Genomic DNA, 20,606 nt, shown 5'->3' on the forward strand with positions numbered 1-20,606 from the left:
ACTGCGCAATATCGAATAAACAGGCGGCAGTGTGCCACAAGATGAGAATAGCAGGTAGCGGCCAGGCTCACACTGCGTTGAGGTCAGTTGACGTGCTACAGTTAGGACGCACTGATAAGACAAGGGAATTGCTCATGATACAAACCTCTGCCCTGCTTTCTGACCTGCGCCGCCTGGTCGGCCCCTCCCATTTGCTGACAGAACCTGAACAGACCGCCCGCTATCGCAAAGGCTTTCGCTCCGGCGAAGGTGACGCGCTGGCCGTGGCGTTTCCCGGCACGCTGCTGGAGCTCTGGCGGGTACTGCAGACGCTGGTGAATGCGGATGTCATCATCCTGATGCAGGCGGCGAATACCGGCCTGACCGAAGGCTCAACGCCGCACGGCGACGACTACGATCGTCCGCTGGTGATCGTCAGTACCCTGCGACTCGATAAGCTTCAGCTGATCGACGAAGGTCAGCAGGTGCTGGCGTTCCCCGGCAGCACTCTCTATCAGCTGGAAAAAGCGCTGAAGCCGCTGGGACGCGAGCCTCACTCGGTGATTGGCTCCTCCTGTATTGGTGCCTCGGTACTGGGCGGCATCTGTAATAACTCCGGCGGATCGCTGATTAAGCGCGGTCCGGCCTACAGCGAAATGGCCCTGTTTGCCCAGATTGATGCGCAGGGAAGACTGAAGCTGGTGAACCATCTGGGTATCGATCTGGGTACCTCGCCGGAAGAGATTCTGGGGCGGCTGGATGACGATCGCTGGCAGCCCAAAGATGTGCAGCACGATGGCCGTCACGCCTCCGATCATGAATATGCCGACCGGGTGCGTGACGTCGATGCCGATACGCCAGCGCGTTACAACGCCGATGCGCGTCGCCTGTTTGAAGCGTCCGGCTGTGCCGGGAAGCTGGCGGTGTTCGCGGTGCGACTCGATACCTTCACCAGCGAACCGCAGCAGCAGGTGTTTTACATCGGCACCAACGAACCCGGTGTACTCAACGATATCCGCCGCCATATGCTGGCGCATTTCACCCATCTGCCGGTGGCGGGCGAATATATGCACCGCGACATCTATGACATTGCGGAAGTCTACGGTAAAGATACTTTCCTGATGATCGACAAGCTGGGCACCAACAGGATGCCGCTGTTTTTCACGCTAAAGGGACGGGTTGATGCCTGGCTGAGCAAGCTCTCTTTCGTTAAACCGCACTTCAGCGATCGCCTGTTGCAGCGCCTGAGTAAACTGTTCCCGGCGCATCTGCCTGCACGCATGAAGCAGTATCGCGACAAATATGAACATCATCTGATGCTGAAGATGTCAGGCGACGGCGTGGCGGAAGCGCGTACCTATCTGCGCGACTACTTCCGCGAAGGCGGTGGTGAGTTCTTCGAGTGTGAAGGCAAAGAAGGGGCGCATGCTTTTCTGCATCGCTTCGCGGCAGCGGGTGCGGCCGTGCGCTATCACGCGGTGCATGCGGATGAGGTCGAGGATATTCTGGCGCTGGATATCGCCCTGCGCCGCAACGATGCGGACTGGTTCGAAACCCTGCCCGATGAGATTCGCGCCTCACTGAGCCATCGCCTCTACTATGGTCACTTCTTCTGTCACGTCTTCCATCAGGATTACATCGTCAGAAAAGGGGTTGATGTGCATGCGCTGAAAGCACAGATGCTGGAGATCCTTCAGGCGCGTGGCGCGGAATATCCCGCTGAGCATAACGTCGGTCATCTCTATCAGGCCAAACCGCAGCTGGCGGCGTTCTACCGCCGGCTCGATCCGACTAACAGTTTCAATCCCGGCATTGGCAAAACCAGCAAGCAAAAAGGCTGGGCGGTAAAACAGGTTTAACGACGTTAATGGTCAGCCTGCCTGTGTGAGCAGGCTGACCGTCACGCTTGTGGTTGACCCATTTACTCCCCTTTTCGACCTGTTTTTATTACTAACATCTTCATCAAAAAATTAATTCCTCTTCCCAGATTGAACCTTCTTTATTTTCTCTCATCAGGTTATGCGCAACGTCTCACAAATCATTACCCTGCCATTTGATAATTCGCCTCACGAAAAATAAATTGTCGCCACAAAAATAATAGATCAATTGAATTTCATTCAGGGAATGATGATCGATGCGAAAAATTAATTACGCGTTGGCGTTAATAGAATCAGCCACCTTAGCCCTTGCGTTATCAGCAATGGGTACATCGCCGGGTTATGCCAGTGGATTTATTGAGGACGCATCGCTAAAAGGTAATGTCTTTTACTGGCAGCGTCAGCGGGACCGCAGAGACACCGATCCCAACAGTGAATATCAGGGACAGTATCGGGATAATTTACATCACGCCTCACTTAACAGTAATCTCGACTTTCAGTCAGGCTATGCGGGGGAGTGGATTGGTCTGGACTTCGCCGTTTTTGGTGCCGCCGAACTCTCCAGTAGCGGCCCCGCCGCCCCCAATGAAATTGGCTTCAGTAAGGCGCGCACCCGCTGGGATGAAAAGTGGGATGGCGACAGCAGCGGTGCATCTGTTTATAACGCTGCGCTGAAATTTAAATATAACGATTACTGGTTACGCGCCGGATATATTCAGCCAACTGGTCAGACAATTATTGCGCCGCACTGGAGTTTTTTACCCGGCACCTATCGTGGCGCCGAAGTCGGTGCGCGATATGATTTCAAGGAGGCCGGAGCATTATCACTTTCCTGGATGTGGAGCGATAAATATAAGGCACCCTGGTATCGTGATTTATATAATTTCCGCCAGGCTGATGGCAAAACGCCTGTCAGCTACCTGCATTCATTCGGCATGAAATATGACTTTAAAAATAATCTGGTGCTGGAAGGGGCATTTGGTCAGGCGGCAGATTATATGGATCAATATTTTGCCAAAGCCGCCTGGTCGGCCACGCCTTACGGCAATGCACTCTCTGCCAGCTATCAGTTTTACGGCGCGCACGACAAAGTCTCAGGCGGTGCCGCTAATCCCCGTGATGTCTATGATGGCCTGGCCTGGTTACAGGCGATCACGGTCGGTTACAACGTCGGCCCGCTGGATCTGCGACTCGAAGGCAGCTGGGTCAAAGCAGAAGGCAATCAGGGCTTCTTCCTGCAGCGCATGACGCCGGGTTACGCCAGCTCCAATGGACGACTGGATATCTGGTGGGATGCCCGTTCCGACTGGAACGCCAATGGCGAAAAAGCGGTCTTTGCCGGTGCGATGCTCGACTTAACGCCGTGGCAGCTGGCGGGATGGAAAGTGGGTGCATCGTACGTCTGGGGCTGGGATGCCAGACCCGCCACCCTGCCCGGCGTTGACCCGCGTCAGCGGCTGAAAGAGTCCGCCTGGAACCTTGATCTGATCTATCAAATCCAGCAGGGCCGCGCCAGAGATACGCAGTTCAGACTGCACTACACCCATTACGACAATCACAGCGATCTGCCTGGTTACAGCGGCGGTTACGGCAACATCTTCCAGGACGAGAAGGACATCAAATTCATGGTTCTCGTGCCGTTTACGCTGTTCTGACGCCCTGCGGACTCCTGGATACTTTTTCAGCAGCAAGGATGACTCACTATGTTTAAGTTAAGCTTTATCGCGCTCACTCTGCTGGGCATTGCAGTCACAGGCTACGCCAGCCCATCCGATCAGCAGGTGGTGAATCAAATCAGCCAGTTCGGCGTCACGTATCAGGTGAACGATAATCAGGCCGCTCTGAACGGCACCGACTGTGCCGTGCTGGGTGCCGACTATGCCGCCTGTCAACGCGCCACCATTACCCTGACCAATAACGGCCCGGCACTGACCGACAAACACTGGGCTATCTACATGAGCAACGTCCACCAGACGCTTCGGGTTGATAACGACCAGTTTAAAATGACCCATCTGGTCGGCGACTTAACCCGGCTGGAGCCGACGGAGAAATTCACCGGCATTGACGCCGGCGAATCAGTGGAGATCCCCATCGTTAACGAGTACTGGCAGCTGTTTATCACCGATGTGATGCCGCGCTGGTATGTCACGGCCGGGCAGGCACCCCCCAAAATTATTGCCAGCACCGACCATGAAGATCTCACCCAGTTTGTGTTGCCGCTGGGCGATCACTGGCGGCGCAGTGCCGATGATCATAATGTCCTGATGCAGCCTGCCAGCCGGTTTGAGAAAAACAGCGATGTTGCCACCCTGCCCGCCTCTGCGTTGCGGGGCCAGATAACGCCCACGCCCCTTGAGGTGAACCTCCGCTCGCACGATGCCGATCTCAGCCGGGGTGTCAGGCTGACGCTGACCGGGCTGAGCGATGAAACCAGTGAGGCGGTAAAACAGCAACTGATTCAACTTAGCCTGAAAGAAGCGTCGGATGGGTTTGCTATCACGACGCAGATCAAACCGGGTCGCTTCAGCGGCAAACGGGCTAAATCGGGCGCATACCATCTGGATATCACTCCCCGTCGCGCCATCGTAGTGGGCTATGATGCTGCCGGTGTTTTCTATGGTCTGATGTCGATTCTCTCGCTGGTGCCCGGTGAAGGCGCGCCGCGTATTGCCGCGCTGGAGGCCCATGATGCACCGCGTTTTGCCTATCGCGGCGCGTTTCTTGACGTTGCCCGTAACTTTCACAGTAAGCAGGCGGTGATGCGGCTGCTTGATCAGATGGCAGCCTGGAAGATGAACCGCTTCCACTTTCACCTCAGTGACGATGAGGGCTGGCGGATTGAGATTCCCGGCTTACCGGAACTGACGGATGTCGGCGCCAGACGCTGTCATGACCTGACCGAACAGCGTTGCCTTCTGCCGCAACTCGGTTCCGGTCCGTTCAGCGATAACAACGGCAGCGGCTACTTCAGTCGTGCCGACTACATTGAGATAGTAAAGTACGCGCAGGCCCGCCATATTCAGGTCATCCCGGAAATCGATATGCCCGCCCATGCCCGTGCGGCGGTGATCTCAATGGAAGCGCGCTACCAGCGGCTGATGAAAGCGGGAGAGCCAGAACAGGCCAGCGCGTATCGCCTGATTGATCCTACCGACGATTCCAGTACCACCTCCGTCCAACTTTATGATCGCACCAGTTATCTCAATCCCTGCATTGAGGGTTCACTGCGTTTTGTCGACAAAGTGATCGGCGAGATTCAGGCGATGCACAAAGAGGCGGGACAGCCGCTCAGCATCTGGCATTTTGGCGGTGACGAAGCGAAGAATATCCGGCTGGGCGCAGGCTACTCTGACAAAAACAGTCCCAAACCGGGCACCGGTCTGCGCGACTGGAGTAAAGAAGATCTGCCGTGGGCGAAATCGCAGGTCTGTCAGGCGCTGGTGAAAAGCGGCAAAGTGGAAGATCTGGCGCACCTGCCGAGCTACTTCGCCCTGTCCGTCAGTGAGATTGTTAACCGGCACGGCATTAGCAAAATGCAGGCGTGGCAGGATGGCCTGAAAGATGCCACAAACGCTGGCGCCTTCGCCACCCGGCATGTTGCGGTCAACTTCTGGGACACCCTCTACTGGGGCGGTTTTGACAGTGCCAGTGACTGGTCACAGAAAGGTTACGACGTGGTGATCTCCAGCCCCGATTACCTCTATCTGGATTTCCCGTATGAGGTGAATCCGCTGGAACGCGGCTATTACTGGGGCACTCGCTTCAACGACGAGCGCAAAATCTTTGGCTTCGCACCAGACAACCTGCCGCAGAATGCGGAGACCTCCGTGGATCGCGACGGCAACTTTTTCAGCGCCACATCAGAGAAGCCGTGGCGCGGTGCTTATGGTATTTCGGCCCAGCTGTGGAGCGAAACCGTGCGCACTGACGCCGGGATGGAGCACATGATCTATCCGCGTCTGTTTGCGGTCGCGGAACGAAGCTGGCACCGCGCCAGCTGGGAACAGGATTACCAGGCCGGTCAGACGTATGCAGGCGGTAAGACGCATCGGGTTGATCAGCAGGCGCGCCTGAATGACTGGCAGCGATTTGCCAATCTGCTGGGACAGCGGGAACTGCCGAAACTGGATAAGGCAGGTATCCATTATCGCCTGCCGGTGCCGGGAGCAAAAATCGTTGATGGCATCCTGTCGATGAACGTGGCTTTGCCTGGCGTGACGCTGGAGTACAGTCTGGACAAGGGCGCAAACTGGCAGCGCTACGATGCTAAAAGACCGCCGCAGGTCAGCGGTGCCGTGGCAATCCGCTCGGTGAGCCGCGATGGCCAGCGCACCAGCCGCGTTGAGACGCTGTAGAAAGCGGGAGTGGCACGGGGATAAGAAACCAGCGCCTTAAAAATACAAAAGGCCGACATAAGTCGGCCTTAAATTTTGACAAAATCTGACTCGCTTCGCTGTGAGAACGTGCATACGCAGGAAATAGGGTCAGATCGGAAAGACGCAAAAAACGTCATCCATGACACGCTCTACCCGCGCCGTCCCTGGCGCGGGACGCTTTCCTACTCTGACCCTATTCCCTGCACGTTTGGCTAATTTGTTGCTGCCAGATTCCCACTTATGTGAGTAAATTGTATGAGGCCAAAAGAGATCAGCCCCTTTCACACCTAAACCAGCTTCTCTTCGGGTACCGGCTCCACACCCGCCATCTGCTGACGGCGCTCGATAATCATGGTTTGCGGTGTCGAGAGCAGGATGCCCTCTTTACGCAGACGCGTCAGAATATCGAACAGCAGGTCGCTCTTCGCGCCAGAGATCTGGCGCTGACCCGCCACGTTACCGGTGACGCTCAGAATAATCCCCTGCTGGGTCAGATCTTTAAACGAAACAGACGGCTCCGGCGTTTCCAGAATACGTTCGTTCTCGTTGTAGACCTCCAGCAGAATATCGCGCACCTTCACCGGATCGATATCCAGCGGGAAGGTCAGCGTAATCGTGACCACACCCTGCGCATTACCCATCGTCGCGTTGCGAACGTTCTGCGAGATAAACTGCGAGTTCGGCACGATCACTGTGGATTTATCGCCCAGCTGGATCTCGGTGGCACGCACATTAATGCGGCGGATATCCCCTTCGATGCCGCTGATACTCACCAGATCGCCGACTTTAACCGGCCGCTCGGTCAACAGAATCAGACCGGAGATAAAGTTCTTCACTATCTCCTGTAAGCCAAAACCGATACCGACCGACAACGCACTGACGATCCAGGCCAGCTTGTTCCACTGCAGACCCATGATCGACAGGGTCAGCAGGATAATCAGCACATAACCGATGTTGCTGAACAGCGTTACCAGCGACACCCGCATCCCCACATCCATGGTGGTTTTTGGCAGGAAATCGGTGTCGAGCCAGCGGCGTACCGAGCGCAGCACATAGATGCCGACAATCAGGCAGATGATCGCATTGACCATGTGCGCCGGCACGATATTCAGGGATTCGAGTCCTTTACCGCCCCAGAACTCAATCACTTTTTGCAGCAGCTCAATCGGCGTTGAGGAGGCAAAGGTGCCGTTGAGCAGCGCCAGTGCCACAACCAGCACCAGGAAGGTCTTACCGATGGCCGTCAGCAGCGTGGCGGTTTGCTGCAGGTGACGCTCATTGATGTTAAGTGAACTCTGAATGCGGCGACCGGTGGCGTTACTGGTCGAGAAGAGACTCTCACAGCCATCTTTGAGCAGGTGACTGAGGAAGTAGAACGAGCCAAACAGCAGGCCGCACCAGATCACCTCATAACTCAGGAAGCGCGCCAGCGTGACGTACCCGATCAGCAGTGACACAAGGATGGCAATCGCGGTCAGCGTCAGACCCATCTGGATCAACCCGACCAGCGTCGAGCGGGCTTCCGGCGGCGTACCCGCCTGGGTCATACGACGACGCACACGGTTGGTACGCATGCTGATGGCCAGCGCGGTACAGCCAATCAGCAGAGCCGTCAGTCCGTTGGCAAAAATAGTGGTATTCAGGCTGGTGCCGACGCTGTAGTTGAACGCTTCGACCGTCTGGAAGATAAACACCAGCACCGCAGTAATCGGCGGGAACGGCTTAAGTGCCATCGCCACTTCATTGGAGATGGCCGGTAAGCGCCAGCTGGGCCTGCGCGTAGAGAGGAACGCGCGTCCCAGTCCGGCAATCAGGCCACAGAACACGCTGAGCTGCACCAGGCGATCGACAAAGTCCTGAACGTTTTCAGAGACCTCATCACGGCGGGTAAAGGCCAGGGAGATAAAGTTAAAGGTGAGGACGACCGCTGCCAGTGTGGTCAGGGCTATCGCGGCGGCCAGGAAACTGCGGCGCAGCTTCCCTTCCGGCAGTTTATTAATGCTGACCCAGGCCAGAAACTCTTCACTGTAGCGACGGCCTACCGTCATCACCAGCATCGCCGCCAGCAGCCAGAAAACACTGCCGACGCGCCAGCCCGGCTCCCATGAGAGCGCTGCGGTGTCCTTCAACTCCTGCAGGAACTCACCAATTTTCTCGCCATCCAGATCCTGCGTACTCAGCAGTGGTGACCAGAAGCGCGACCCAAGGATACTGCCGGAGTTCAGCGCCAGCTGGCTTTTCAGCTGATCACGACGCAGGTTAACAATCTGCGAGGAGAGCATCAGCGCGCCATTTTTAATCCCTTCGGCCTGCTTAATCTGGTCGTCGAGTTTGCCTTTCTGGCTCTCAAGCGCGTTACGCTTGCGCGTCACTTCCGGGGTTTCTTTCACCCCGCTGTCGGCTTTCGGGGCCGGGCCAAGGACGCCCAGCTGTGCATCAACCTGCTGACGATCGGGAACCAGCGCCTGACCCAGCGTATCGGCATTGCCAGAGAGCTCCAGCGCCATTTCATTCAGCTGCGTCAGCTTGTTTTCACCGGCATCGACGGAGACCTGACTTTTGATTTTATCGAGGATCTTCTGCATTTTCGGCAGTTCCACCGCAGCATTCAGCTTCGGTGGCGCATCCTGTCCCTGAGCAGGCGTGGCCGTATCATCCGCGGCCAGCGTCAGCGCCGGGGCAAACCCCACCAGCGCCAGCATTAACAATGCAAAAAAGGATCGTATAAACATATGAGTAAGATTCCGGCTGCTTAAATCAGGCGATCTTCCCTCGCCAGTCGCGCGTAGTGTAGGGCTTTGCAAGGGAGGGCAATATAGGAATAACGGGCATTTTTCGGGCTGATTCCGGAGGGTCAGAGGCAAAAAAAGGGTTTTAAGCCGCTGGCCCTGTACTCCCGGCTACCTGCTCAGCCTGCAGGTAACGCCAGTGCGCGCAGTGCGCGACACCGGCTATTTTCTACTCGACGTCGGCACTGCCGGCACCATTGCTGGCGACCTGACCCGACTTCTGTTTTTTATACGCCAGCGCGGCGGCAGGCACCGGAGCCGCTTTGCCGGTCTCAATCCAGCTACGCAGACGGTTAGCGTCGGCGAAGTGGGTATATTTACCAAACGCATCCAGCACCACCAGCGCCACCGGACGATTATTAATCATGGTGCGCATCACCAGGCAGTGGCCTGCCTCGTCGGTATAACCGGTTTTGGTCAGCTGAATGTGCCAGTCATTTTTATACACCAGATGGTTGGTGTTGCGGAACGGCAGCGCATAGCTCGGATGGGCAAAAACCGCCGTCTCCTCTTTCGTGGTGCTGAGCGCGCCAAGCATCGGATATTCCCGCGTCGCTTTCAGCAACTTAATCAGGTCCTGCGCGCTGGAGACGTTTTGCGTCGACAGGCCGGTTGGCTCAACATAGCGGGTCTGTTTCATGCCCAGTGAGCGCGCTTTGGCGTTCATCGCGCGGATAAAGGCGTTATATCCGCCCGGATAGGCGTGAGCCAGGCTGGCGGCAGCGCGGTTTTCTGAGGACATCAGCGCCAGCAGCATCATATTACGACGGCTGATCTGGCTGTTGAGCTTCACGCGTGAGAAGACGCCACGCATTTCTGGCGTCTGGCTGACATCGACGGTGATCATCTCGTTCATCGGCTGATGCGCATCCAGCACCACCATCGCGGTCATCAGCTTGGTGATCGACGCAATGGGTCTGACCCGATCCGGGTGGCTGGAGAAGAGCACTTTATTGGTCGTGAGATCGACAATCATCGCACTGCCAGAGGCGATCTGCGGCTGAGCAATAGGCGCAAGTTGCGACAGTGACGTTGTCGCCTGCGCCGGAAGTGAAACAATCTGCCCTGAAACGAGCAGCGCCAGCGAAAGCAGGGTGGAACGAATTTTTGCAGGCATCGTAGAAAAAAACCCGGTTATGAAGGTGTACTGTGTCAGACCGACACAGGCCGCCCGCTTCAGTGACGTCGGAGCGCGGGCTGGCAGCGGTATCATACCCGTAAGGTTAAGAAATTTCCTGGCGAGATTGTTTCCGGGCGTAAAAAGAGAACTGCCGCCAGAGCGGCGGCAGCGGTCGATCAGAACAGATGCGGTCCATATCCCCACAGCACCACGGTCAGTGCCAGTAACACTTCAAAAACCAGCACGCCGATGGCCAGCGTAGAACCGGAAAAGCGCAGGCTCTCTTCGCGGTCGATATTCAGAAACAGGGGTATGCCAATATAGAGCAGATAGCCGGTGTAGAGCAGCGCCAGCGCCCCTGCCAGTACGCAGAGCCAGACCAGCGGATAGAGCGCCACCAGCCCACTGAGAAACAGCGGCGTGGCCACATAACCCGCAAATACCGTACAGCGCTGGACGCCAGGGCGCTGCGGAAAATCACGTGCCATCCAGTGAATCACGCGTCCCATCACGGCGACGCCACCCAGAATAATGAGATAGAACAGAATGCCCAGCCCGATCCCGGTCGCCAGGTTAAGTTGCACATATTGCCCCTCGCCCAGATTCCAGCCCAGCTGAGTTGTACCGATAAAGGCGCAGATCACCGGGATCGCCGCCATCAGCAGAACATGGTGGGTGTAATGGTGCGAGACGCTCTCATTCTCTTGCTTGATATGACGCATTTCCTGATTCGGATGCGCCAGAAGTCCCCAGACATGGTTCATACAGTCACTCCTCTGATGCGATGGGCCGCCCGGTGCTGCATGCGTCTTTGAGGGCAGCGTCTCTTCAAGTATAAGCGGCAGTAAAATTTTCGTGGTGGCCGGACAAAAAAACAGCATAAATAAACAGACGTGATGCCCGGGCGGAAGCGAAGCCAAATCGCGTATAGACTTGAGGGACCATCACCGAACAGGGAGAGTCATTTTGCATCTGGATATCAACGCATTAATTACGCAGTACGGTTATCTGGCACTTTTTATTGGCTGTATTGCCGAGGGGGAGACATTTACGTTGCTGGGCGGCGTTGCCGCACATGAGGGACTGCTGCATTACGTTGGCGTGGTGCTGGCTGCGATGGGCGGCGGTATTGTTGGCGATCAGCTGCTCTACTGGGTCGGTCGCCGCTGGGGCACGCGCATCCTGCGCCGCTTTAAAAAGCATCAGGATAAAGTGGTCAAAGCGAATCGTCTGATCAAACGCCGTCCCAGCCTGTTTGTGATTGGCGTGCGCTTTATGTATGGCTTTCGGCTGATTGGTCCGATCATCATTGGTTCCAGCCGCCTCAACCCGATGAAGTTTTTTATCCTTAACGTTATCGGTGCGGCGATCTGGTCGGTGATCTTTGTAACGCTGGGCTACTTCGCGGGCGGCATTATCGCGCCGTGGCTGCACAAACTCGACCAGCACCTGAAGCACCTGCTGTGGCTGGTCGGCGCGGTCGTCTTCGCGTTTGTACTGCGCTGGGTGATCCGCCGCTGGCACAACCATCGTGCCGATCAGCCATAAATGAACTGCGGCCTTGCCCGTTGACGCACAGTCGCCAGACTCTGAACGGAGTCTGGCGACCGTGCCGACCCCGTGAATCTCACCCGCCCCCCTCCCCTTTGCTTCCTCATTAAACCGTGCGTTAACCATCTGTGCCCAAACGAAGCCGCATCGGATAGCTCAGCTATAGTTAGCAAGGACACTGACAGGGAGATGAGGATGAGTAAGGTAAAACGTAAGATTGACGACCACGGCGTTATCGGCGATTTGCGTACCTGTGCGCTGATCGCTAATGACGGCACCATTGATTATCTCTGCTGGCCCGAACTCGACAGCCCGTCGGTCTTTGCCGCCCTGCTCGACAGCGATGAAGCTGGCCTTTTCTCCCTGGCCCCTGACTGGCCCAATGCGCGGCGTCAGCAGCTTTACCTGCCCGATACCAACATCCTGCAAACCCGCTGGCTGGATGATGAAGGCGTAGCGGAAATCACCGACTACATGCCGATTTGTGATGACACGAACAAGCTGCCGCGCCTGATCCGGCGGGTCAAAATGGTGCGTGGCAGCGCGACCTTTCAACTGCGCTGTTCGCCCCGCCACGACTATGCCCGCGCGCAGACCCGTGCCGAAGCGCATAAAGGCTGTATCGATTTCCATGCGGAGGGCCAGCCATCGCTGCGCCTTGCCGCCTCCGTGGTCATGACGCTGGAAGAGGAGAGCGCGACCGCCCGTTTCACGTTACAACCTGGCGAACATGCGCAGTTTGAATTTGGCAGCGTGGATGATGCGCATATCGAAGCGCTGGCTACTGAACACTGCTTTGAAGAGACGGTGAACTACTGGCGACGCTGGAGCGCCCACAGTACCTATCAGGGACGCTGGCGCGAGATGGTGCAGCGTTCGGCGCTGGTGCTCAAGCTGCTGACCTCGCATCAGCACGGTTCTATTGCGGCGGCGGCAACCTTTGGCCTGCCTGAAGAGCTGGGCGGCGAGCGCAACTGGGACTATCGCGCCTCCTGGATCCGCGACGCCTCGTTCAGCATGTATGCCCTGATGCGGCTGGGCTACGTCGATGAAGCCAAACACTTCACCCACTGGGTCGGTCGCTGCGTTGAAAACAGCCATCACGATGAGATGCGTCTGCAGGTCATGTACCGGCTGGACAGCGGCACCGAGCTGCATGAGATGGAGCTGCTGAATCTTTCCGGCTACGCCGACTCACGGCCGGTGCGCATCGGCAACGGTGCCTGGCAGCAGACCCAGCTGGATATCTACGGCGAGCTGATGGATGCGATCTATCTGGCCAATAAATATGGCGAGGCGATCTCCCAGCGCGGCTGGGAACATGTCGTTAAAATGATCGACTGGCTGAGTGAGAACTGGGATCAGCCCGATGCCGGTATCTGGGAGATGCGCGGCGAGCCGGAACATTTCCTGCATTCGCGTCTGATGTGCTGGGTAGCGATGGATCGCGCACTGCGTCTCGGCATGAAGCGATCCCTGCCGATGCCCTACGAGCGCTGGGACCGGGCGCGCCGGGAGATCCGCGAAGATATCTGGGCTAACTTCTGGAACAGCGAACGCGGCCACTTCTCTGCAACCCGGCATGGCGAACATCTCGACGCCTCTATGCTGCTGATGCCGCTGGTGCGCTTCGTCGGCGCGACCGATCCGGACTGGATTGCCACGCTGGATGCGATCAAGACCCATCTCGTCAGCGACGGGATGGTGCGGCGTTACAATATCCATGAGACGCCTGCCGATGGCCTTCAGGGTTCGGAAGGCTCCTTTGGTGCCTGCTCCTTCTGGTATGTCGAATGTCTGGCGCGCGCGGGCCGGATTGAGGAAGCGCACTTTGAATTTGAGAAGCTGCTCAGCTATGCCAACCCGCTGGGCCTCTATGCCGAGGAGTTCGACACACACGGCCATGCGCTGGGCAATACGCCACAGGCGCTGACGCACCTGGCGTTAATCAGTGCCGCCTTTTTCCTGAATCGTAAACTCAGCGGCGAGCAGACGCAGTGGCAGCCTTAGTGAGCGGCAACCCCGGAAAGCCCCATTTTTACGCTCCTGCTTTCCGGAAATGCGCTAACATCCGCGGTGAATTTTCGTAAAGTATTGCAGGCAGGTTAAAATCCCGATTCACAACGTCAGTTTAATGAACATATAATGCGCAGCAGGTCACATTGGCCAGCATGAATTCGACACACTGAACAGCCTGAAATATGGCGATAAAGAATTGTAAAATATGAAAATCATTCGCGCTTTCGCTTCAATCGCACTGGCTCTGGCGGCCTTCAGTCAGTCAGCCTTTGCTGTGGTTTACCCGTTACCGCCGGCTAACAGCCGTCTGATCGGGGAAAATATCGAAATTACGGTTCCTGAAGACAGCAAACTGCCGCTGGAAGCTTTTGCGGCGCAGTACCAGATGGGCCTCAGCAACATGCTGGAAGCCAATCCGGGCGTTGACGTTTATCTGCCTAAGGCTGGCAGCAAAATGATCATCCCACAGCAGCTGATCCTGCCTGACGCGCCGCGTGAAGGCATTGTGATTAACAGCGCGGAGATGCGTCTTTATTACTACCCGAAAGGCAGCAAAACCGTCGTGGTTCTGCCAATTGGTATCGGTGAACTGGGTAAAGATACCCCGATCAGCTGGACCACCGCGGTAGAACGTAAAAAAGATGGCCCGACCTGGACGCCAACCAAAGGCATGCATGCGGATTACGCGGCACGCGGTGAAACGCTGCCAGCGGTGTTCCCGGCAGGTCCGGATAACCCGATGGGCCTGTACGCGCTCTACATCGGTCGTCTCTATGCGATTCACGGCACCAACGCCAACTTCGGTATCGGCCTGCGTGTGAGCCACGGCTGTGTGCGTCTGCGTGCTGACGATATCAAATGGCTGTATCAGAACGTGCCGGTTGGCACGCGCGTACAGTTCGTTGATCAGCCCGTGAAAGCGACCGTAGAGCCAGACGGTTCACGTTATGTCGAAGTGCATAACCCCCTGTCGACCACCGAAGAGCAGTTCAACTCACGTGAGCTGGTGCCGATTACCCTGACTCAGGCCGTGAGTAAAATTGTGGTTGATGCCAGTGTGAATCAGGATCAGGTTAACGCCGCGATTCAGAGTCGTACCGGTATGCCAGTAAAAGTGAACGGTGTGGAGAACAACATCCAGACCGCGCCTGTTGCGGTGCCGGAAAACTCACAGGCTGCTCCTCAGGAAGAGCCAATGACGCCGGTCACCCCACAGGGTGCAAACAGTGATGCCGCGCAGCCCCAGCAGCCGGCCACTGAACCTGCCGCGCCAGCTGCACCGGTAACGCCAGCAGCCCCGGCAGCCCCGGCGAATACCAGCTCGTAACTGCCGTCAGCTCTGAAAAGCCAGCGCCTGTCGCTGGCTTTTTTATTGCCTGCACTAAGGCAAATCATCGAATATTTCTTCTATTCTTCCCCGCGTGACCATCATTAATCTGTCATATAAAGCGCGTATCACACTGCGTTAACCCGATGCAAATCAGCATCCGGCATCAGCCACGTGAGGTACACCATGAGCGAAAACAGTCTCTCCTCCTCATCAGCCCAGGGACGCCCCGATTTCAACGGCAAAAGCAGTCGCTTCAGCAAACCGCTGTTTTTCATTCTGCTGATCGCCGGGCTGGCCTTCGCCGGACTTAACCTGGTCAATGACGTAGAACAGACCAACACCCCGGTCACCAGTTATCTGCCGTTCTTCCTGCTGGGACTGGCGCTGCTGATCGCGCTGGGTTTTGAGTTCGTCAATGGTTTCCACGATACCGCCAATGCGGTCGCCACCGTCATCTATACCCATTCGCTGACGCCCGGCGTCGCAGTGGTCTGGTCCGGTTTCTGTAACTTTATGGGCGTGCTGCTCTCCAGCGGCGTGGTGGCGTTTGGCATTATCTCGCTGCTGCCCGTCGAGCTGATCCTGCAGGCCAGCAGCGGCAACGGCTTCGCGATGGTTTATGCGCTGCTCTTCTCCGCCATTATCTGGAATCTCGGCACCTGGTATTTCGGTCTGCCCTCATCGTCGTCGCATACCCTGATCGGTTCGATTATCGGCGTCGGGGTGGCTAACGCGATGCTGCACGGCCGCAGCGGGCTGAGCGGCGTAGACTGGGATCAGGCACTGAAGGTGGGCTATGCTCTGCTGCTGTCGCCGGTAGTGGGTTTTGTCTGCGCCGGGCTGCTGCTGTGGGTGATGAAGATCTTTATCCGCAATCGCCAGCTTTATCAGGCCCCGAAAAGTGACCAGCCGCCACCGGTCTGGATCCGTGGCCTGCTGATCCTGACCTGTACCGGCGTCTCATTTGCGCACGGCTCCAACGATGGGCAGAAAGGGATGGGGCTGATTATGCTGATCCTGGTCGGCACCATGCCGATCGCCTATGCGCTGAACCGATCGCTGCCCGCCGATCAGATCCCGCGCGTGGCCGCGCTGACGGAAGTCACTGCGCATCAGCTGCTGCAACTGCAACCCGCTTCAGCGACCCCTCCGGCCGCCCGCGACGTGCTGACCGGCTTTGTCGGCAGCAACAAAATGAATGCCGATGTGTTACCGGCGCTGGCGAATACGCTCAACGAGGTGGGCGATCAGATTCGCCGCTACGGCTCGATGGATAACATTCCTGCCCAGGCGGTGACCAACACCCGCAACCAGATGTACCTGGCTTCGGAGTCGATCAAGCATCTGCAGACCGCGAAGGTGGCACTGCCGCAGGAGACCGAACGCAATCTCAAGGCAGTGAAAACGGAACTCGACAGCGCCACGCGCTTTATTCCGATGTGGGTGAAAGTGGTGGTGGCGATTGCGCTGGGACTGGGCACCATGGTCGGCTGGCGCAGGATTGTGGTCACGGTGGGAGAACGGATCGGGAAAACCCATCTGAGCTATGCACAGGGTGCCAGCGCCGAACTGGTGGCAATGATGACTATTGGCGCGGCCGATGGCTTTGGCCTGCCAGTATCGACCACCCATGTGCTGTCGTCCGGCGTAGCGGGCACGATGGCGGCCAACCGATCTGGCCTGCAGTTTTCTACCCTGCGTAATCTGGCTGTCGCCTGGATATTAACGCTGCCAGTCTCGATTCTGCTTTCCGCCCTGCTCTACTGGCTGTTTACCCATTTCTGACAGCCGTCGGCTCACCGCGTCTCAGGCGGTGAGCCGCTGTTGCCCATAGAGCCGCAACGTAATCAGCAGTGCGCCCAGCACCATCATCGCGGCAGCCAAGTAGACCGACTGCATCCCCCAGTGTCCGATAAACAGTCCCGCCACCGGGCCGGTTAAGCCCAGCCCCAGATCGAGAAAGGCGGAATAGGTGCCCAGCGCCGAGCCCTGATCCTGGCGCTCAACCCTTTTAACCGCCTCAACACCCAGCGCCGGAAAGACCAGCGAAAAGCCGCTGCCGGTCAGGAATGCGCCCGCGCCCACCAGCCAGGCGCTGTCGGCCTGCCAGATAATCAGCAGTCCCAGACACTCCAGCAGGAAAGAGAACAGCGACACGCGCAATCCGCCAAAGCGGGTAATAAAGCGACCAAATCCCAGCCGCACCAGCACAAACCCCAGGCTGAACAGCGTCAGCGCATAGGCCGCGCCCTGCCAGTCACGGCTGGCAAAATAGAGGGTGATAAAGGTGGCGATGACGCCAAAGCCGATAGTGCCGAAGCCCAGCGCCAGGCCATAGAGCCAGACGCGGGAGAAGACGCGGTGAAACGGTATGCGCTCGCCCACACTGACCGTCACTGCCGGTTTGCGGCTCGCCATCAGATAACCGACGACGCCCATCAGCGCAATCAGTCCGGCAAATCCGCTCATGCCAAATTCACTGTTGAGCAGCACGCCCAGCGGCGCACCGACGGCCATTGCCAGATAGGTGGCGACACCGTTCCAGGAGATCACACGCGCAGTCTGCAACGGCCCGACGATATTCATGCCCCACAGCGTGGAGCCGGTACTGCTGAAGCTCTCACCTACCCCGAGAAACAGCCGCCCGATAGCCAGCAGCGCCAGACTCAGCCATGGCCAGCTGCTCATCATTGCAGCCACGATAGTCAGCACCCCGCTCATGCCGCAGCAGAGCAGTCCCAGCATCACCACCCGTTTTGGTCCAAGCCGATCGGCCAGACGGCCCGACTGCGGACGGCTGAGCAGCGTCGCAAAATATTGAATGCTGATAATCAGTCCGGCGATAAAGGAGCTGAAGCCAAGATGATTTTTGACGAAGCCCGGCAGTACAGCCAGCGGCAGTCCGACGGAGAGATAGCAGAAGAAGGTGAAGATGATAACCGAGAGGATTCGTTTGTTGAGCTGGCTGTTGCTCAATACAGCGGTGTCAGACATAGCAGGCAAGGGGTATGGGGAATTTGGCCCACTATACCGTCAGGCCGCTAAGGGGTCGCCTGATTTTTTATCACAAACCATGAAAAATCGCGTGACGATCAATCGCCTGCGCAATATCACCTGAGTTTTTTAACGCACGGATTTCACTGAATAAGCCATCAGCTTCGCCATAGGCTTTACGCAGATAACCCAGCCACTGTTTGATACGTGCCACGTGATAGAGGCCGGTATCGCCCTGCTTTTCCAGGCGGCTGTATTTCTGAAGTAACCGCACCACATCAGGCCAGGCCATCGGCGGCTCGTTATATTTCACAACCCGGCTCAGGTTGGGGATGTTCAGTGCGCCACGGCCAATCATCACCGCATCGCAGCCCGTGACCGCCATACAGTTTTGCGCGCTTTGCCAGTCCCCTATCTCGCCGTTGGCAATGACCGGAATACGCAGCCGCTGACGAATCTCGCCAATCGCCTGCCAGTTGATCGCCTCTGCGCGATAGCCCTCTTCTTTGGTTCGCCCATGCACCGTCAGCTCGCTGGCACCGGCCTGCTGCACCGCATCGGCAATCTCCAGACTGCGGGCGCTGGAATCCCAGCCGAGCCGCACTTTCACCGTTACCGGTAAATCCGCAGGCACAGCTTCACGCATCGCTTTCGCGCCGCGATAAATCAGATCGGGATCTTTAAGAAGAGTGGCGCCGCCTCCGCTGCCGTTGACCAGTTTAGAAGGACAACCACAGTTGAGATCGACACCCCAGGAGCCCAGTTCCACCGCGCGTGCGGCGTTCTCGGCTAACCATTCGGGATGCTGCCCCAGCAGCTGCATCCGCACCCGCGTGCCCGAAGGCGTGCGGCTGGCGTTATGCAGTTCGGGGCAGAGACGGGTGAAAGATTTTACCGGCAACAGTTGATCGACGACGCGCAAAAACTCAGTAATGCAGAGATCGTAGTCGTTCACTTCCGATAACAGCTGGCGCACCAGTGAATCCAGCACGCCCTCCATCGGTGCCAGTAAAACCCTCATACTCAGACGTTTCCGGTGCGCTTCGCTGCTGCCGGACGACGCGGACGGGCTGCTGCGGGCTTATCGCCCTGAGGTGCGCCCTGGCTCTGACGACGCGCCTGAGGACGCTTTTCGCCGGATGAAGATGAGCGCGATGCGCCTGCACCCTGACCACCCTGGCTGCGACCACGGCCGCCACCACCACCTGCACCGCCGCGAGACTGCTGCTGACGACCGTTGATGATCGGCTCCGCTTTGATGCTCGGATCCGGCTCATAGCCTTCAATCGCCAGACGCGGGATTTCACGCTTCAGCAGACGCTCAATATCACGCAGCAGTTTATGCTCATCGACGCAGACCAGTGACAGCGCGACACCGGTCGCGGCAGCACGGCCGGTACGGCCGATACGGTGAACGTAATCTTCGGCGACGTTAGGCAGCTCGTAGTTCACGACGTGTGGCAGCTCTTCGATATCCAGGCCACGGGCCGCGATATCCGTCGCAACCAGCACGCGAATGCCGCCTGACTTGAAGTCGGCCAGCGCACGGGTACGTGCACCCTGGCTCTTGTTGCCGTGGATCGCGGCAGCGGAGATGCCATCTTTGCCCAGCTGCTCGGCAAGGTGGTTAGCGCCGTGTTTGGTACGGGTAAAGACCAGCACCTGCTGCCAGTTACCTTCGCCAATCAGCTGCGACAGCAGTTCCCGCTTACGCTTCTTATCAACGAGATGAACCTGCTGCGCAACCTGCTCGGAGGCGGTGTTGCGGCGAGCCACTTCAATCATTTCCGGGTTGGTCAGCAGTTTCTCAGCCAGGCCTTTGATCTCATCAGAGAAGGTGGCAGAGAACAGCAGGTTCTGACGCTTAGCCGGCAGACGCGCCAGTACGCGACGGATGTCGTGGATAAAGCCCATATCCAGCATGCGGTCCGCTTCATCCAGCACCAGAATTTCGACCTGTGACAGGTCAACGGCGTTCTGTTGTGCCAGATCCAGCAGGCGGCCAGGGGTTGCGACCAGCACATCAACGCCGCCACGCAGCTTGACCATCTGTGGATTGATGCTGACGCCACCAAACACCACCAGCGAACGCAGTGAAAGATATTTGCTGTAGTCGCTGACGTTTTCGCCGACCTGCGCCGCGAGTTCACGGGTTGGGGTCAGGATCAGGGCGCGCACCGGGCGACGACCGCGGACAGGCGTGGCAGTCGCAGAGAGTTTCTGTAACAGCGGTAACGTAAAGCCGGCCGTTTTGCCGGTGCCGGTCTGGGCACTCGCCAGCAGATCGCGGCCTGCCAGCACAACAGGAATCGCCTGGCGCTGGATAGGTGTAGGTTCGCTGTAGCCTTGTTCGGCAACAGCGCGCAAAATATCGGCACTCAGGCCGAGAGAGTCAAAAGACATTAAGTGTTTTACTCCGGTCCGCTCTGGCCGTGATTCACGGTGTAGTTTTCAGAGGGATAGTGACGCCAGTTGGGGCTGACGCGTGAAAAGGGCACAAACTACGATGCGTAAGCGGGCGAGTGTATCAGCTTTAAGGGAAGTGTGCGAGATAGCTCACATTTCGTGACA

General features: G+C 57.4%; 13 protein-coding genes. 7 read left to right on the top strand and 6 right to left on the bottom strand.

Features of this window, described 5'->3' with window-relative positions; translation table 11 throughout:
- Positions 1–134 precede the first annotated feature (134 nt).
- The 3 genes from dld (at position 135) to PU624_RS16845 (ending at position 6,211) form a co-directional block, all read left to right on the top strand.
- Positions 135–1,838: a D-lactate dehydrogenase gene (dld, locus tag PU624_RS16835; protein WP_283545900.1), complete on the top strand. Its 1,704-nt coding sequence runs from the start codon at positions 135–137 to the stop codon at positions 1,836–1,838.
- Positions 1,839–2,113: 275 nt separating this feature from the next.
- Entirely contained in the window at positions 2,114–3,511 is a 1,398-nt protein-coding gene (gene chiP, locus PU624_RS16840) for a chitoporin ChiP (protein ID WP_283545901.1), read from the top strand.
- Positions 3,512–3,559: 48 nt separating this feature from the next.
- Complete coding sequence (locus PU624_RS16845; protein WP_283545902.1) at positions 3,560–6,211, top strand: beta-N-acetylhexosaminidase; 2,652 nt, start codon at positions 3,560–3,562, stop codon at positions 6,209–6,211.
- 308 nt (positions 6,212–6,519) lie between these two features.
- Here PU624_RS16845 and PU624_RS16850 read toward each other — a convergent pair whose 3' ends face one another.
- The 3 genes from PU624_RS16850 to PU624_RS16860 form a co-directional block, all read right to left on the bottom strand.
- Positions 6,520–8,964 (bottom strand): DUF3772 domain-containing protein, encoded by a 2,445-nt coding sequence (locus PU624_RS16850; RefSeq protein WP_283545903.1) that lies wholly within the window; start codon positions 8,962–8,964, stop codon positions 6,520–6,522.
- Between the two features lie 226 nt (positions 8,965–9,190).
- Positions 9,191–10,138, bottom strand: a complete 948-nt coding sequence (gene pbpG / locus PU624_RS16855; protein ID WP_283545904.1) for a D-alanyl-D-alanine endopeptidase — start codon at positions 10,136–10,138, stop codon at positions 9,191–9,193.
- Between the two features lie 179 nt (positions 10,139–10,317).
- A complete protein-coding gene (locus PU624_RS16860) occupies positions 10,318–10,905 on the bottom strand; it encodes a Yip1 family protein (RefSeq protein ID WP_283545905.1) in 588 nt (195 codons plus the stop codon).
- A 202-nt stretch (positions 10,906–11,107) separates the two neighbouring features.
- Between PU624_RS16860 and PU624_RS16865 the strand changes: the two genes are divergently transcribed.
- From PU624_RS16865 to PU624_RS16880, 4 genes are all read left to right on the top strand, one after another.
- On the top strand, positions 11,108–11,689 hold the full coding sequence (locus PU624_RS16865) for a DedA family protein (RefSeq protein ID WP_283545906.1): 582 nt from the start codon (positions 11,108–11,110) through the stop codon (positions 11,687–11,689).
- 198 nt (positions 11,690–11,887) lie between these two features.
- Complete coding sequence (locus PU624_RS16870) at positions 11,888–13,702, top strand: glycoside hydrolase family 15 protein (RefSeq protein ID WP_283545907.1); 1,815 nt, start codon at positions 11,888–11,890, stop codon at positions 13,700–13,702.
- A gap of 214 nt (positions 13,703–13,916) precedes the next feature.
- Complete coding sequence (locus PU624_RS16875; RefSeq protein ID WP_283545908.1) at positions 13,917–15,038, top strand: L,D-transpeptidase family protein; 1,122 nt, start codon at positions 13,917–13,919, stop codon at positions 15,036–15,038.
- A gap of 186 nt (positions 15,039–15,224) precedes the next feature.
- Positions 15,225–16,826 carry an inorganic phosphate transporter gene (locus PU624_RS16880; protein WP_283545909.1) on the top strand — a complete coding sequence of 534 codons (1,602 nt, stop codon included), beginning with the start codon at positions 15,225–15,227 and terminating at the stop codon, positions 16,824–16,826.
- Positions 16,827–16,847: 21 nt separating this feature from the next.
- Here PU624_RS16880 and PU624_RS16885 read toward each other — a convergent pair whose 3' ends face one another.
- The 3 genes from PU624_RS16885 to rhlE form a co-directional block, all read right to left on the bottom strand.
- Entirely contained in the window at positions 16,848–18,035 is a 1,188-nt protein-coding gene (locus PU624_RS16885; RefSeq protein WP_283545910.1) for an MFS transporter, read from the bottom strand.
- Positions 18,036–18,105: 70 nt separating this feature from the next.
- Entirely contained in the window at positions 18,106–19,056 is a 951-nt protein-coding gene (gene dusC, locus PU624_RS16890) for a tRNA dihydrouridine(16) synthase DusC (protein ID WP_283545911.1), read from the bottom strand.
- Between the two features lie 2 nt (positions 19,057–19,058).
- Entirely contained in the window at positions 19,059–20,438 is a 1,380-nt protein-coding gene (rhlE, locus tag PU624_RS16895; protein ID WP_283545912.1) for an ATP-dependent RNA helicase RhlE, read from the bottom strand.
- Positions 20,439–20,606: the final 168 nt, after the last annotated feature.

Origin of the sequence: Pantoea sp. Lij88, assembly GCF_030062155.1 — a bacterium.
Taxonomy (GTDB): Bacteria; Pseudomonadota; Gammaproteobacteria; order Enterobacterales; family Enterobacteriaceae; genus Pantoea.